The organism is Paenibacillus sp. LS1 (genome assembly GCF_026013365.1).
Lineage (GTDB): Bacteria > Bacillota > Bacilli > Paenibacillales > Paenibacillaceae > Paenibacillus.
In genome coordinates, this window is sequence record NZ_JAPDOE010000004.1 from 71573 (window position 1) to 85772 (window position 14200).

The following is a 14200-nucleotide window of genomic DNA, read 5'->3' on the forward strand; positions in this document are numbered from 1 at the left end:
ATGATCTGTCTGCTGTAATATTATTTTGGCAAGAAATTACCTCAGGTCATGCCCCCGATACTTACTTATGTTTCTTCCAGTCCATTGCGCTGTTATTGAGCAAATATTCGAAGTCGTTATCCCGGCGCTTTTGCTCCGCTTGGCGAGCTTCTTCTGCTTGCTGACGTTCCTGCTCTTTAAGTGCCGCCTCGGCAGCCTTTGCCTCATCTGCCTGAGCTTTCAGCTTCTCCAGCACATCACTGCTAAGCAGATCTTTAAGTGTTGTGGGTTTATCCTGTGCTACTGCTGCTTTGGGAGCAGGAGTGCGTTTTTTGGATTTTGCCATAGGAAAATCTCCTTTCCAAACATGAATCAGGTTCCATTTATCATACAGTAGTCATAGTATATCAGGTTCCCGGAATTCATTCCATGAATCTGCGGAACAAAAGCAGGAAAACGGGGCATGCGTGACGAATGAAAACGGGTATAAAATCATATACTATTACCGATACTGCGACTATTCCCTGGAGAAAGGAGTCGTTGTTCGTGGAAGTAAACCGTGGTTTACTGAAAGGGCTTGCATGGGGCGTTGCCTTTAGCTGCCCGTTATGGATTGCGATTATCGGCTGGTTACGTTTGATGGGATGGATGTATTGAGGATGATGCCGGAAGAGGTCCTTTTTTATAAAGTCAGTTATGTAACCGTTATCATTAAATTCAATAAATAAAGCTCTGCCTTGCGACACTCGCATAGGACAGAGCTTTTGTTTGTTTAGTAAGTCATTAACGAATCATGACTATCATTTATTATCTGTTTGGCAGAGCTGCTGGTTAAGGCATTTTTACTGGTTCTGGATATTCCAAACCATGGGTATCTACCGTAACTTTTTTCATGACTTGATCGGTAACTGGTTTGTCAGCTTCACCTATTTCCTGAGCTGCAATACCATCAACAACTTCCATACCTTCTGTGACCTTGCCAAAGGTGGCATATGCGTTATCTAGGTAATCTGCGTCAGCTAGCATAATGAAGAATTGGGAGCCAGCAGAATCTAAATCATTTGTACGCGCCATGGAGATAACCCCACGCGTATGATTCAGGTGATTTTTGTGACCATTGGATGTAAATTCACCCTTAATGGTGTATCCAGGGCCTCCTGAACCGTTGCCATCCGGATCACCACCCTGAATCATGAAGCCGGGAATGACCCGGTGAAAGATCAGGCCGTCATAGAAACCCTGGTTCGCCAGTGAAATAAAATTGTTCACCGTATTGGGTGCAATTTCAGGATATAGCTCAATGACGATCTTCTGTCCATCTGCCATCTCAATGGTAGCTACCGGATTGGGACCCGTTGGTTCCACTGGAGCTGGTGTTTCCGCAGCGCCACTCGAAGGGCGTCCACAACCACTAATGACAATAAGCAGCATCGCTAGAACCAGCGAAACCACAGTGTTTTTTTTCCACCGTAAAGACATGAAAACGTTCCTCCTTGCATCTCTGCATGATATATTATCTCCAAATCATATTTGGATATTTACCCAACTATCATACCGTTTTTGTGGACAGGATGGCAATGCAATACATGTGTTTAAGGTGAACAAGGGATGGCCTTCGTGGAATCATGGGTGTAAAATAAGGAAAATGCTTCCGCATAGGGACGTACGGGTCTGTTCCGTTCGCTCTAATACACGACAGTCCCGGCGTCAGTAACGGAAAGGGCGTGCGGGTATATGAACTTCTCGTGGAAGCGTAACTTAGTGATATTGTGGATTGGTGTATTTTTTTGCAGCACCGCATATTCGATCTCCATTCCATTTCTACCCCTGTTTCTAAGTGCTGATCTGGGGGTTCGTGATCATCTGGAGTTATGGGCGGGACTGGCTTTTGGCATTACATTTCTTGCGAGTGCGCTCGTGTCACCGTTCTGGGGATCACTGGCTGACAAATACGGGCGCAAGCCCATGCTCATCCGGTCAGGATACAGCCTTGCCGTATTATATTTAATCAATTATTTCGTGCAGGACCCGTATTCGCTGATTGTTGTTCGATTGTTCCAGGGCCTGCTTGCAGGGTTTGTTCCAGCGGCGATTGCCCTTGTGGGCACAAATACACCTGAAGAGAAGACAGGGTATGCACTGGGCATCATGTCTACTGCGGGAGCTACAGGCGGTATTATCGGGCCGTTAATCGGTGGCGTGGTGAGCCACTATTATGGGAACCGGAATACATTTTTGTTTTCGGCTATTGTAGTATTAGTCTCCGCGATCATCGCAACCTTCTGGGTAAAAGAAGAGAACTTCAACCGGAACAAGGCGCGTTCCCATGTCATGGATGACATTCGTGAAGCGAGAGCGAATCGTTTGTTTATGACGGTGCTTGGCATGATGGGCATATGTACGTTCTCCGTCATGATTCTGGAGCCACTATTGACGGTCTATGTGATGGAAATGGGCGTTCAGCCTGATCGTGCCTCACTCAGCTCGGGTATTATTTTCTCGGCGGTTGGTGTAGCGACAGTTATTATGGCGCCACGTTGGGGCAAGATTGGTTCAAGGATTGGATACGGTAAAGTGCTGATCATTGGACTAGTTGGTGGGGCTGTAGGCAATCTTCTGCAGTTCTTTACAACTGGTTATATCGGATTTGGCATATTGCGATTTGTATATGGTTTATTCTTCGCGGCTGTATTTCCGGCGATTAACGCCATGATTGTGCAGGCTACTGCATCTAGTTTTAGAGGCAGAGCCTTTAGTTTGAATCAGTCCGCTGCCCAGATCGGGACGATGGCGGGGCCGATCATTGGTGGTGTTCTCGGCGGCTGGCTGCCGATTCGCTGGATTTTTATCATTAACGGAGTTGCGCTGTTAATCACTGCGATTGTGGCGAAGTGGTCGGGATTGGATCACAAACTGCCCGTGGCAAGTAAGGTTTCCGCTAAGCGGTGAAGCTGGAGCAGGCAGTAAAAACGGATATCCTTGAAGTTAAAAGGGGAGTGAGAAATAGAATAAGAATTCTATAGAAATGTAAAGAGAGATGGCGCTGTAATCGTACAGTCGTCATCTCTCTTTGGTACATATTCAGCTAGGAGGGATTTAACGCACATGTTTATAACACGTCAAACCAGTCTGATCTTGGAAGCTTGGAGGTCACTTAACACGCTTGGAAATGGGGTGATCCTCATTCATTTCCAAAAGGTCCCACAAATTTCCGTATAAATCTTTAAATACAGCTACTGTTCCATAGGATTGTTCTTGGGGATCTCTAACAAATTCGATTCCCCTAGTGACCATCTCATTATAATCTCTCCAAAAATCATCGGTGTTTAGAAACAGAAATACCCGACCACCAGTTTGGTTACCAACAAATTGCTCTTGTTCAGGTTTAGATGCTCTGGCAAGTAAGATTGTTGTACCAACAGATCCAGGGGGAGAAACCACTACCCACCGTTTATCTTGTTCCGGTTGATATATATCTTCAACTAATGTGAAGTTCAACTTTTTTGTATAAAATTCTATTGCTTCATTATAATCTTTTACAACCAAAGCAATATGTACAATAGACTGGATCATATACTCATTCTCCTTCAATACCAGTAATAACTTTTGTAATATGTATCTTTTTATAATAACGGAAGGGAACTATTATTACTATACTGACGATCAGTGAACAAAAGCATCCGATGACGTTGGTCGAGTGATTCAAGCTATTAAACGCCAAAGAAACCCCTTTTTACGAGGTTTCTCTAAGTCTGGAATCATCATTGTCCAAGCGATTATTGATCATCCGAAGAGGGTTTATGCGAAGCCTTTTCTTTAGGAATAGCATGCTCCACCGCATCACGTTGATCCTCATCCTCAAGTGCTTCGGGGAAAGAGTCCTCAGTGAACAGTCCGAAGTCCGGGTCAATATCCCTCTCAGTCACAAGATTATCCGGTTCATGCACATGCTTTTGGCGATCTTCCTTCATCGTATATGCACCTCCTCTATCAGGATGTCATCACAGCCGTTAGCGTCGCGGTGGAATATCATTCTCTGGTTTGGCATCCGCACCAGCACCATTAAGCAGATCGGTACCATGTAATGCATCCGGATCGGGTGCAGCAGGATCAACCGGACTGTTGGGTTGCAGAAGATCTGCATCCGGTACGGATTCGAGCGGTGTCTCAGCCAAGCGTGAATCCAATTCCGGCTCGTCCACGGCGGTTGCGGCTACGGGTGCCGGATCCAAATCTTCCGTTACAATCCGTCTGCCGGAAACTTCGTCAAAGGTATCCATATCGCCTTCCGGAACTTCCGTCTCTGGTGGAATATCGCGGGACCTCTGATAACGGTCATAATAGCGGTCGCTCTCTTCGTTACTGATTGGTTTGTCAGACATGAGTAGCACTTCCTTTCATCTCGGTTTCTCGAAAGCTTCTTACCCCGTAGTTACCCAAAGCGCTAACGTTGTAATCTTGCACAGGTTATTATCCCCCGGGTGTTTGCTACGATATGAATGCTTTAGAATTTAGGGAATACATATTTGACCAAGAAGTATAAGAAACCAAAAAAGATAATGATATACGCGGCATATTTAATAAATGTGGAAGCGACCATACTTGAATCCGATTTATGCTGAACATCCTTATGTTCCACCTCAACCGTACGATGTGGCTCATTCATTGGAATCATCTCCTTAGGGTGTGTGTTTGCTTTGAGGAATCATTACACCCGAAGCAACGGATTGAATCGCACACACCGTTTTTACAGCTTTTCCTGTTTTCCCTATGTTATGATGAAGCATGAATATGTAAGGGAGGGATTTCAAGTGGACTGGTTCACACTGGGCAATATGATCACACGAATCCGTATCGGGCAAAAGGCGTCCACACCCGGGTTCTCCCGTACGGTTATCCGTCGTCCGGATGGATTGTTTTGGGTAGGTGGTATTTGGTCCGGACAAGTTGTCCAGCTGCGGGATTTCCTTTTTTCTGATATTTGGACCATCTATGATGATGAAGAAACAGAGCAGTGGCTTGAATTCCGCAGTCAAGTTGAAAAGAAGGAACGTGAAATGATAGAGAACCAGTTCGAAGATCTGCGTGATTGATCAAATATCCTTAACAATAAAATGGAAATAAGACTATAAATCGACTTAAATGTGAATTTCATTTTATCTCAAGAAGGTGACGTGACAAACGGTGGCGAATGATAGATGAGAGAATCTAAGATAGGGAAAATTAGAACTTTGAGGTGCTGTGAATGAAAAATGTGCCCAAAGCTATCGTCATCTTATGGATGAGTGTATTGATTATTCTAAGTATGCCGCACGGGATAGTCTTTGCAACTACAGGAGAGGTTCAGCAACCTGTATCCATTGCAGGATGGGAAGTAAAATGGGGGAACGTTGACGATCAGGGGTTCATCAGTGAAGTTAAGGGAGCAGACGAGATATGGGAAAAGCAGGGTGTCGATAAGCTAGAATATAGCAATACAGATCGATCGAGTTCCTTGTGGACTCGCCTGACCATCCCAGAATTGAGCGAGGAAAGTTCAGCCATTCGATTTGAGAACATTAAAGGAAATCATATTGTTATCTATCTGGAGGACCGCAAGGTCTACGAGAACTACCATTACAATTATGATAATAATGCGGTGTTGCTGCCCTTATCCAATGAGAATTCAGGTGACACGCTCTATGTATGGTCGCAAAATGAGAAAGGCCGTCTGGGCATACAAGGTACCGTTCAGGCTGGACCTTATGCCATGTTACAGGAGAAATATATTCATAACGGGCTTATTGATGTAATCTTGGGCGCGACTTTTGTCTTCACAGCGATTACGATGCTGAGTTGCACGTTCTTCCTGGGCAAATTCCATAAGGGATTATGGATCTCGCTATGCATCGTGATGGGCTCCATCGGCACGATGATCATCACATACTCGCAATTTTTGTATACATTCTATCAGGTGTATGGTGACCTGTATTCGGTAGTATTTGATCTGGCGATGCTGCTGGGCATGCCGGCGCTCTGTTATTTCTTTGAACAGATTATCGGGCCAGGACTGCATGGGATCTTCACCAAATTAAGAAAAATACTATTCATATATTCAGTTGTCGCTGTGTTCTCTCTATTTATCTATGTTACTTCAGGCGGGCAATGGGAGTTCCTCTATAATCTGCTCGTACAGCGTGTGGTTGGTATGGTGCTGGTCATCCTACTGACAATCCTGTTGGTGGGGACCATCGCCAAAGCGCTACAACGAAACCGGGAAGCGATACTGCTTGCGACAGGATTCGGTACATTTGCCTTGATCAGTGTGGCTGAATTGTTGTGGTACTATCAACGGAGTGGTTCGTATCATCTGTTATGGTGGAAATGGTCGATGGTCGCATTTGTGATCTCATTGATTGCCATTCTCGGAAGTCGTTTTGCTGAAAAACACACCAAAGTGCTGGAGTACTCCAAGGAACTGGAGTTGTTCAACAATGAGTTACAGCGATCCGAAAAGATGGAGATTATTAGCGAACTGGCTGCTTCTGTTGCCCATGAAGTACGTAATCCGCTTCAGGTGACAAGAGGGTTCCTGCAACTCATGACAGAACAGGAAGACAACAAAAATAAAGGGTATGTGCGAATTGCATTGGAGGAACTTGATCGGGCTTCCGGCATCATTACGGACTTTCTTACCTTTGCCAAACCTGAGTTTGACCATATTATCTCGCTGAATATCTCAGATGAGTTCAATCATATCGAAGGCATCCTTGTACCCATGGCTAATCTGGAAGGTGGCAAAATCACAACCGATATTCCGCCAGATCTATATATTCGGGGCAATTCTTCGAAATTCAAACAGGCCTTTATCAATATTATCAAGAACAGTATTGAAGCTCTGCAGGGACAGGGCCAGATTGATATCTGGGCGTATAAGCAGGATGGAATGATTAAGGTGCATGTCAGGGATAACGGAGAAGGGATGGATGAGGAAGCACTCTCCCGGTTGGGCGAGCCTTATTTCTCCAATAAAATCAAAGGCACAGGTCTGGGCATGATGGTGACTTTCCGCATTGTTGAAGCGATGCAAGGACAGATTAGCTTTACAAGCACCAAAGGGGTAGGAACAGAAGCGGTTGTATCTTTTACCGAGTTCGTCGAATGACGAACTCACAGAAGATACAGCGGCTTTTTTCGTTCCTACCCCTGATTTCTTACACTACAAGATTAGCTCGCCCGATTTAACTTCTCCAAGGTCCGCAATTCACATCATAATTTACTTTGGAAGGGTTGGGAGGGATGACAAGAACATAGTCATTCTGCTGCTCCTCAACGGTACGTACCTGAATGTGCTCCGGGATTATGATACCGAAAGCCTCACGAAGCGCCTGCTTCGGATTGGTGTGCAATTGTTGTCTGAAGTGCTCGTCTGTCCAGGCCTTTTCAATAATATCCTCATGCAACGTTTTCTCTGATACCATCATCGTCAACATTCCCTTCATATTTAAAATTAAACTGAACCAGCTTAGTCCTTATGCTCAAGATTCCAGTTGTTGCTCACTGATCCAGTGATGAAACCCGCCTTGGAGGAGCCGTTTCTTCCGTTGTGTAATCTCCTGAACAGCTTGTACCAACGTGCTGCACAAATAAGAATTAAACGTTTCAAGATGCGATATTTCCAAGTTAGACGATGTTAATGAACGATTATAGTTATATGCAATGTCTACGTAAGAGTTCATGAGTTGTGTATTGTATACATTGTCATGTATACGTTCGCTAAGAGGATGAGCAGGATAGTTATGATTCAGTGCTGCGGATATGTGGGAGAGGTAGCTGTTGTAGTTTCCATGCACAGCATCTTGTTGCGTGTCTGTGAAGTCATCGGTCATCTGAAGTGTCATGAGTGTAATGTTGATGCCAGCACACACCGGGATAATCCGGTCGGACTGTTTCAGCAGAAGCAGTGCACCGGTAGCTCCAATAAGCAGAGGAGCAGCCTTTTGCGCAATCAACAAGGGATTGTTTTGGAAGTAATCAATGGAATGCTCACCTGTAACACTTACGGCCCAATCCACGACATAATGTCTGAAATAGGTCCAGAATGTGGAGGAAGGTTCAAATAACCCCGAGTAAGACTGAAGTGCATCCATGTAGTATAGATTACCCAGAGATAACTTCCGTGTGGCATCCTCAGGTTGTTCATCCATCACGTCGTCCTGATTTAGAAAATATAACATGTGAATGAGGCAGGCTGTACTTAACTGATGTGCTTTCTCTTGAGGTAGCGTATCTGAGTGTTGCATCCAGAGTGGAATGATGTACCCGATGTAACTGTGTCCCGAATCTCGTAACAGGGGATTAACTGAATGAAGTTGTTCCAATGCATATCCTGACAAGGGTTCGGGATATTTCCGTACGAGTTGTTCCGCTGAAGCAAACACGACCTCCAGATCGGATCTAAACGGATCTAACCATTCTCTCCGCATTATTACATATCGTCCTTCCTGCGATAAGGTGACTAAGGACTGTTCAACTAGATCATGAAGTTACACTCAGTATAGCGGAAATAAACTGAAAAAAATAGGATTTTTTGTGATCAATTGTGAGAAAAATGATGACTTTTTGTATTTTATGGCATAAAAAAGTGGATTTTAGGCTCAAACTAGGGAGGCACAGGATTTCGACATCGGAAAGGCGGCAGAAAAATGAACATGAAATGGAAAACATGGATGGCAGCCGGATTGGCAGCCATAGTCATAACAGCAGGAACTGGGCATGTGGCATTCGCTGATCCAGCACTTCGAGTTGAGGAACATGACGATGCGTCTAGCGCTTCTTCCTCAGGCAAACAAGCAAAGCCATGCATGCAGGCAGGACACGGTTTGTTTATGATTGGTGAAACGGCAGACCTGCTTGGAATCGGCCTGCGGGATCTGAAATCACAGATGGAGCTGGGCAAGACGTTGTCCCAGATTGCCAAAGAGCGCAAGGGGCTTAGTGAGGAACAGTTATTGCAGAAGTTGAAGCCTACATTGGCGCAACGTCTGGATCAAGCTGTAGACGAAGGTTGTCTCACCAAGGAACAAGCTGCAGCTACGAAGGCGGACATGGATACCAAGTTGAAAAAGGTCATCAATACCCCGCTTCGTGATTTGCGGCGTGAGTTTGCCCACCATGGCAAACGTTCCATGGTAGATAAGGGTGAAATTGCCCGTTTTATTGGAGTCACACCCGCTCAACTGCACGAGCAGCTTCAGGGAGGGAAATCCCTGGCTGAGATTGCTCAGGCAAAAGGCATTAGCGAAACGCAGCTGGTAGACAAGTTGAAGGAACAATTGACGGGTGATCTGAAGAGGTTTGTGAATCAGAAGGGCAATGCGCATCCAGCCCCAGGTTCTCAGGAGCCTGTCCCTGGACGATCAACTTCAACCGAAGTGAAATAAAGAAGAGCGTCTCCTCAACGGGGACGCTCTTTTGGATTCATAATGTCTCACTCGTTCCCGGACTACGAGTGTGGCCGGGGGACGGAGTTCGGTCAGGTGAATTTCTTTTGTCCGCAGCAGCAGATGGATGGGTGCTTAAACGTGGTTTACGCATTAATCCTACCGTGAAGCGGGAGCCAGGAAGTTTGGATAGTGTGCAACTGATCGCAAGGGCTATAACAACCGTTACAAGAAACGAGAGTAACGTTACAGGCAGATGCCATCCACTGAGTTGAAGCGGTCTGGTGACGTAAGCGATCGCATAGATCACCAGTGCATGAACGAGATATCCACCAAATGAATAGCGGCCAATCCAGGATAACAGACGCTGAAACCGTGTATCTTTTCCCTGCATCAGTACAAGGAAACCATACAACATGAGCATCTGAGCCATAATGATGAGGAATGTGGTTGGTTTCAAATAAGTAGAGATATTCAAATTAACAACATCCCCGGACCCACGCAGCACATCGTATCCAAGCCAAATGTACATCCCTATGAACAGACATATCGTCCATGGCAATATCTTCGTGCTCCAACTCCTCCAGCTATCCACTGACCAGGCACACACGGCACCCAGTAAAAAGTAGAACCAGTACATGATCCATGAATAGGATCGATATTGCAGCAACGTAGACCAGGGCTCAGACAGTGTTTCTGTCCAGCTACCCATATTATAGTAGGACCATTTCATTAGCAGAGCGTAGAATGCGGCTGCAAAGAGAATTAGCCCCATAATGACTTGCATGGGCGTGAAACGCTTGGCGTTCTGGATACGTCTCTGAATGGCTTTTGCTCCCGCCAGGAACAGGGGGAACAGAATATAGAATTGAAACACCATAATGACAAACCAGAGATGATATCCCGTCTGCGGTACAAACAGTTCACGAACAAGACTACGAAAGTCCGGTATGCCTGCAAGCCAGAACGCAGGGGTAAAAATACGTACAGAAAGCCAATAGATAAGTGTCCATACGACAAACGGCATATAGATATCGCCAAATCGCTTCCGAATGAAGCGAGGATATTCCGGTTTGGTGTTACGGTGATGGTAAAACAACATTACACCCGATAAAAATACAAACGTTGGTGTACCGAATCGGGTCAGATGATAAATCATGGTCAGCATAATGGAATCCGGTTGTTCAATATCAGCACGATAGATATACTCAGCGATACTATGCTGCATGACGATTGCCAGAAATGCAATGCCTCGCAGTGCGGTCCATTCCGCTATTCGCGGTTTTTTCACATGTAATCCTCCCTCCAGGAACCGGAGTTCATCATATAAGGGTACCTGTTAAACATTAAGGCTGCATTAAATGGTGAAAATAGGACAAAAAAAGACGGCTGCGGCCGTCTTTTCTGTTGATATAATTCATGCTTGTTTTAGTTCTGCTCCTCTGATGATGGAGTCTCCGAGGACGCGGCATCTTCTTCAAAGAGTTTCTGAATATAAGACTGGAGTTTGGTTACATCGACACCGAGTACCTGAGCTGAGCCGACCAGTTCATTGGTGAGCAGCTTGTTCGGTGGAATCTGCTGCTGATCGATATCGTTCACATGGATATCGAAGCCGAGTGATGCGAGTTTTAACATCTGGGTTGGACTAAGGTCTGTCTCAATATAGGGAGCGATCGCTTCCAGGATATCCGGGATTTTGAAGAGCGACGTAGTGCTCTGCATTTTCTTGGCCAGCTCGGTCATGAAGATCCGCTGCCGTTCGGTTCGCGTGAAATCCGAGGTGGCATCATGACGGAATCGAACATATTGAAGGGCGGTCTTGCCGTCCATATGCTGCAATCCTTTTTTTAAATCAATGTCGTACATATGTTTATCTGCTTTACTGGTGTAATACATGTCTTTCTCCACATCAATCTCAATACCGCCTACCGCATCAACGAGTGCCATGAAACCTGTGAAGTCTGTGTAGACATAATGCTGAATGGGAATACCGAGCAGATCACTGACGGTTTGTTTGGTCAGCTCCGCACCTCCGTAGGAAAAGGCTGCATTGAGCCTGCTCTTGCCATGCCCGGGGATGGCGACATAGGTGTCTCGCAGTACGGAGAACAGATGGGCTTTTTTGGTGACTGGATCGATGGAAGCAACCATGACCGAGTCCGAACGCCCTGCATCATCACCTCTGGAGTCCCCACCAAGCAAGAGAATGTTTACCCGTTCCTGGCACTCCCATCTGGGAATCGTTGTCGTTGGAGTGTCTGAGTCGCTGTTTGTGCCGGAAGATGAAGTGTTGGATGAAGTCCCGGAAGCGGTTGAGATGCTATTGGCAAAATGAACAATCGAATATCCGTAATATACAATGACACCTGTGACAGCAAGTGCCAGGGTCAGGGCTGTACCCCATAACCATTTTTTAAGCATAATCTTCACCTTTCTATGATTGAACTGATATGTAACCCAAACTAGTTTAACAAAAAGAAAGCAAAATGTCCTCTTTGATTTCGTAACTTCGGTCAAGAGGTTGATTGTTTGACAAATAGTTAGTGCATATTTATTATGTGAAAAAATCTTGTGTGCAGACCGAATTCCGTTTCTGGACTGGTTGATGATTACATCATCCGAGTATGCGGTAGCGGATTCCTTTTGGGCAGTCTGATCAGTGTGATTCTGATTACGACCCGCAATTATACCAAGTCGATTCCCGACTTTTTCATTAACATACACCGGCGTGTTTTTCGTTAACGTCTGGATGTAATATGTTGCGAAGCCGTGATGGTTTTGTTCAATAAAGAAGTCTCTTATCTCTGGTTCTGCCAAAGATGGGAGACTTCTTTTGCGTTATGTTCGAAGTTACATGAAATTTATAGAAATTGAATTCTGACATCTACAATTCATGACGATAGGTGACGATATACTATTAATATGTATTATTTTGAGGAGTGGGGAACATGTTGGGGAAATTAAAGTTAACGATTCGAGGCAAGTTACTGACTGGTTTTCTGGTAGTTGTAGCTATGCTGGTTTTTGTAAGCGTCTATGCGTTAATCCAGATCCATAATATGTCGGGCAAGGCGAATGAAGTGGATCAGACATGGATGCCGAGTGTAAGCTTGCTTGGGATGATGAATGGTGATGTCTCCGACGTAGAGCGGTTGGCGCTGGCAATTATCGTTGAACAGGACGAAGACGAATTAACCAAGATGAATGAAGCGTTGCAGCTTCTTCTCACCAAGATCGAGGATGAGCGCAAACAGTTGCTTACATACATTGGAGGCAATGAAGCAGCACTTAAGCTATATAATGAGAGTTTCAGTAACAACTATGATGCCTATCTGGCAAAAATGCCTGCATTCATCGAATTGGGCGTGGACAATGATTATGAGGGAGCCAGCAGACTTCATACCGAGGCTTACCCAATGTGGTACACAGCCAACGACACACTTGCGCAGTTGATTAACTTGAGCAATGAAGGATCGGAAGCGGCAACGAATGAATCGGTTGTGTTGGCCGAGAATGCATTTAATGTGATTTTGGCAGTGACGATTTTTGCATTCCTGGTAGCTGTATTTATTGCCTTCTTCATTGCAAGTATTATCTCACGTCCAATCAAAAAGATGAACACAGCAGCCATGGCGATCGCCAATGGTGATCTGACGGGTGAGACGATTGTGCTCAAGAACAAAGACGAATTGGGAACGCTGGCGACTTCCTTCAATACCATGAGTGGCAATTTGCGCTCCATGATTGAATCGGTATCCCTCACTTCTGAACAGGTTGCTGCTTCATCGGAAGAGCTTCTTGCAAGTGCAGAGCAGAATACCCAGGCCTCGGAACAGATCTCCGAAACGGTCGAGGAATTGGCTGTAGGTACGTCTGACCAGGTTGATATTGTGAAGCGTTCTTCACAAGCAATGAACGAGATGGCTCTCGGATCGGAACAGATTGCCGAGCTTGCTCAAAGCGTATCGGTATCTGCTGTGGATGCGGCGAACCAATCTTCCGAAGGTAATATGATCATTCAACAAGCTGTTGAACAGATGGGTTCTGTTCGCAACTCCATTGCTTCACTGACAGAGCTGGTAACAGGGCTGGGGGAACGTTCAGCAGAGATTGGAACCATTACCGAAGTCATCAACAACATTGCCCGGCAGACCAATCTGCTTGCACTGAATGCAGCCATTGAAGCCGCACGAGCAGGAGAGCATGGACGTGGTTTCGCGGTCGTTGCGGGAGAAGTACGGAAGCTGGCTGAGGAATCTTCCACATCTGCGCAAAGAATTACGGATCTCGTTCAATTGATTCAGAAAGATACGGATCATGCTGTTCAGGCTGTTAAAGTGAACAGCAGTGAGACGGAAGCCGGAATTGAGATGGTTACTGCGGCAGGACAAGCGTTCGAGCAGATCTCGGATGCGGTCAACAAAGTAGCGGGTGAGATTCAGGAAGTATCTGCAGGTTCAGAAGAAATGTCGGCGAGTACGACTGAGGTTGTAGGATATGTGAGTCAGATCTCCAACATTGCCGGAGAAGCAGCAGGCGGTGTGCATAATGTATCTGCCGCAACTCAGCAGCAGCTGGCTTCGATGGAAGAGATTGCATCATCCGCAGGTTCATTATCCAAAATGGCCGAAGAACTGCAAGAGCAAATTAACAAATTCAAAGTGTAACCAGTGAGATATCCTGACACATGGTGATGTGGGGAATGCACAGGCTGAATGGTCAGAAATGCCATTTGGTTTGTGGTGTTGGTTACAGCAGCGATAAGAAGTTGTTTCTCTAACGCGCATATGCGTCAG

The 14200-nt window shown here is 45.5% G+C and carries 14 protein-coding genes and 1 pseudogene; 5 read left to right on the plus strand and 10 right to left on the minus strand.

The window, feature by feature from the left end; all coding sequences use genetic code 11:
* Positions 1-61: 61 nt before the first annotated feature.
* Complete coding sequence (locus OM416_RS17520; RefSeq protein ID WP_036612099.1) at positions 62-325, minus strand: YqkE family protein; 264 nt, start codon at positions 323-325, stop codon at positions 62-64.
* 485 nt (positions 326-810) lie between these two features.
* The gene (locus OM416_RS17525; RefSeq protein WP_264931656.1) at positions 811-1458 is read right to left on the minus strand and encodes a peptidylprolyl isomerase; all 648 of its coding nucleotides are present in this window, start codon (positions 1456-1458) and stop codon (positions 811-813) included.
* A 246-nt stretch (positions 1459-1704) separates the two neighbouring features.
* Here OM416_RS17525 and OM416_RS17530 point away from each other — a divergent pair.
* Positions 1705-2928 (plus strand): annotated as a pseudogene (locus tag OM416_RS17530) (MFS transporter); the annotation flags it as partial.
* 201 nt (positions 2929-3129) lie between these two features.
* On the opposite strand, the gene OM416_RS17535 reads toward OM416_RS17530, so the two are convergent.
* The 4 genes from OM416_RS17535 to OM416_RS17550 all read right to left on the minus strand — a co-directional run bounded on the left by OM416_RS17535 (position 3130) and on the right by OM416_RS17550 (position 4645).
* Complete coding sequence (locus OM416_RS17535; RefSeq protein WP_264931658.1) at positions 3130-3552, minus strand: VOC family protein; 423 nt, start codon at positions 3550-3552, stop codon at positions 3130-3132.
* A gap of 203 nt (positions 3553-3755) precedes the next feature.
* Positions 3756-3950 carry a hypothetical protein gene (locus tag OM416_RS17540; RefSeq protein ID WP_264931659.1) on the minus strand — a complete coding sequence of 65 codons (195 nt, stop codon included), beginning with the start codon at positions 3948-3950 and terminating at the stop codon, positions 3756-3758.
* A gap of 39 nt (positions 3951-3989) precedes the next feature.
* Positions 3990-4361, minus strand: a complete 372-nt coding sequence (locus OM416_RS17545) for a hypothetical protein (protein WP_264931661.1) — start codon at positions 4359-4361, stop codon at positions 3990-3992.
* A 122-nt stretch (positions 4362-4483) separates the two neighbouring features.
* Positions 4484-4645 carry a hypothetical protein gene (locus OM416_RS17550; protein WP_017690239.1) on the minus strand — a complete coding sequence of 54 codons (162 nt, stop codon included), beginning with the start codon at positions 4643-4645 and terminating at the stop codon, positions 4484-4486.
* A gap of 145 nt (positions 4646-4790) precedes the next feature.
* On the opposite strand from OM416_RS17550, the gene OM416_RS17555 reads away from it, so the two are divergent.
* The gene (locus OM416_RS17555) at positions 4791-5072 is read left to right on the plus strand and encodes a hypothetical protein (protein ID WP_264931662.1); all 282 of its coding nucleotides are present in this window, start codon (positions 4791-4793) and stop codon (positions 5070-5072) included.
* Positions 5073-5224: 152 nt separating this feature from the next.
* Entirely contained in the window at positions 5225-7123 is a 1899-nt protein-coding gene (locus OM416_RS17560; protein WP_264931663.1) for a sensor histidine kinase, read from the plus strand.
* A 76-nt stretch (positions 7124-7199) separates the two neighbouring features.
* Here the strand turns inward: OM416_RS17560 and OM416_RS17565 are convergent, their stop codons facing one another.
* Both OM416_RS17565 and OM416_RS17570 read right to left on the minus strand, forming a co-directional pair.
* On the minus strand, positions 7200-7442 hold the full coding sequence (locus OM416_RS17565) for an NHLP leader peptide family RiPP precursor (protein WP_264931664.1): 243 nt from the start codon (positions 7440-7442) through the stop codon (positions 7200-7202).
* 54 nt (positions 7443-7496) lie between these two features.
* A complete protein-coding gene (locus OM416_RS17570) occupies positions 7497-8444 on the minus strand; it encodes a hypothetical protein (protein WP_264931665.1) in 948 nt (315 codons plus the stop codon).
* Between the two features lie 219 nt (positions 8445-8663).
* On the opposite strand from OM416_RS17570, the gene OM416_RS17575 reads away from it, so the two are divergent.
* Positions 8664-9401: a hypothetical protein gene (locus tag OM416_RS17575; RefSeq protein ID WP_264931666.1), complete on the plus strand. Its 738-nt coding sequence runs from the start codon at positions 8664-8666 to the stop codon at positions 9399-9401.
* 37 nt (positions 9402-9438) lie between these two features.
* Here OM416_RS17575 and OM416_RS17580 read toward each other — a convergent pair whose 3' ends face one another.
* Both OM416_RS17580 and OM416_RS17585 read right to left on the minus strand, forming a co-directional pair.
* Positions 9439-10692 (minus strand): acyltransferase, encoded by a 1254-nt coding sequence (locus tag OM416_RS17580; protein WP_264931667.1) that lies wholly within the window; start codon positions 10690-10692, stop codon positions 9439-9441.
* Positions 10693-10829: 137 nt separating this feature from the next.
* The gene (locus tag OM416_RS17585; RefSeq protein WP_264931668.1) at positions 10830-11825 is read right to left on the minus strand and encodes an LCP family protein; all 996 of its coding nucleotides are present in this window, start codon (positions 11823-11825) and stop codon (positions 10830-10832) included.
* Positions 11826-12352: 527 nt separating this feature from the next.
* Between OM416_RS17585 and OM416_RS17590 the strand changes: the two genes are divergently transcribed.
* The gene (locus OM416_RS17590) at positions 12353-14071 is read left to right on the plus strand and encodes a methyl-accepting chemotaxis protein (RefSeq protein WP_264931669.1); all 1719 of its coding nucleotides are present in this window, start codon (positions 12353-12355) and stop codon (positions 14069-14071) included.
* Positions 14072-14200: the final 129 nt, after the last annotated feature.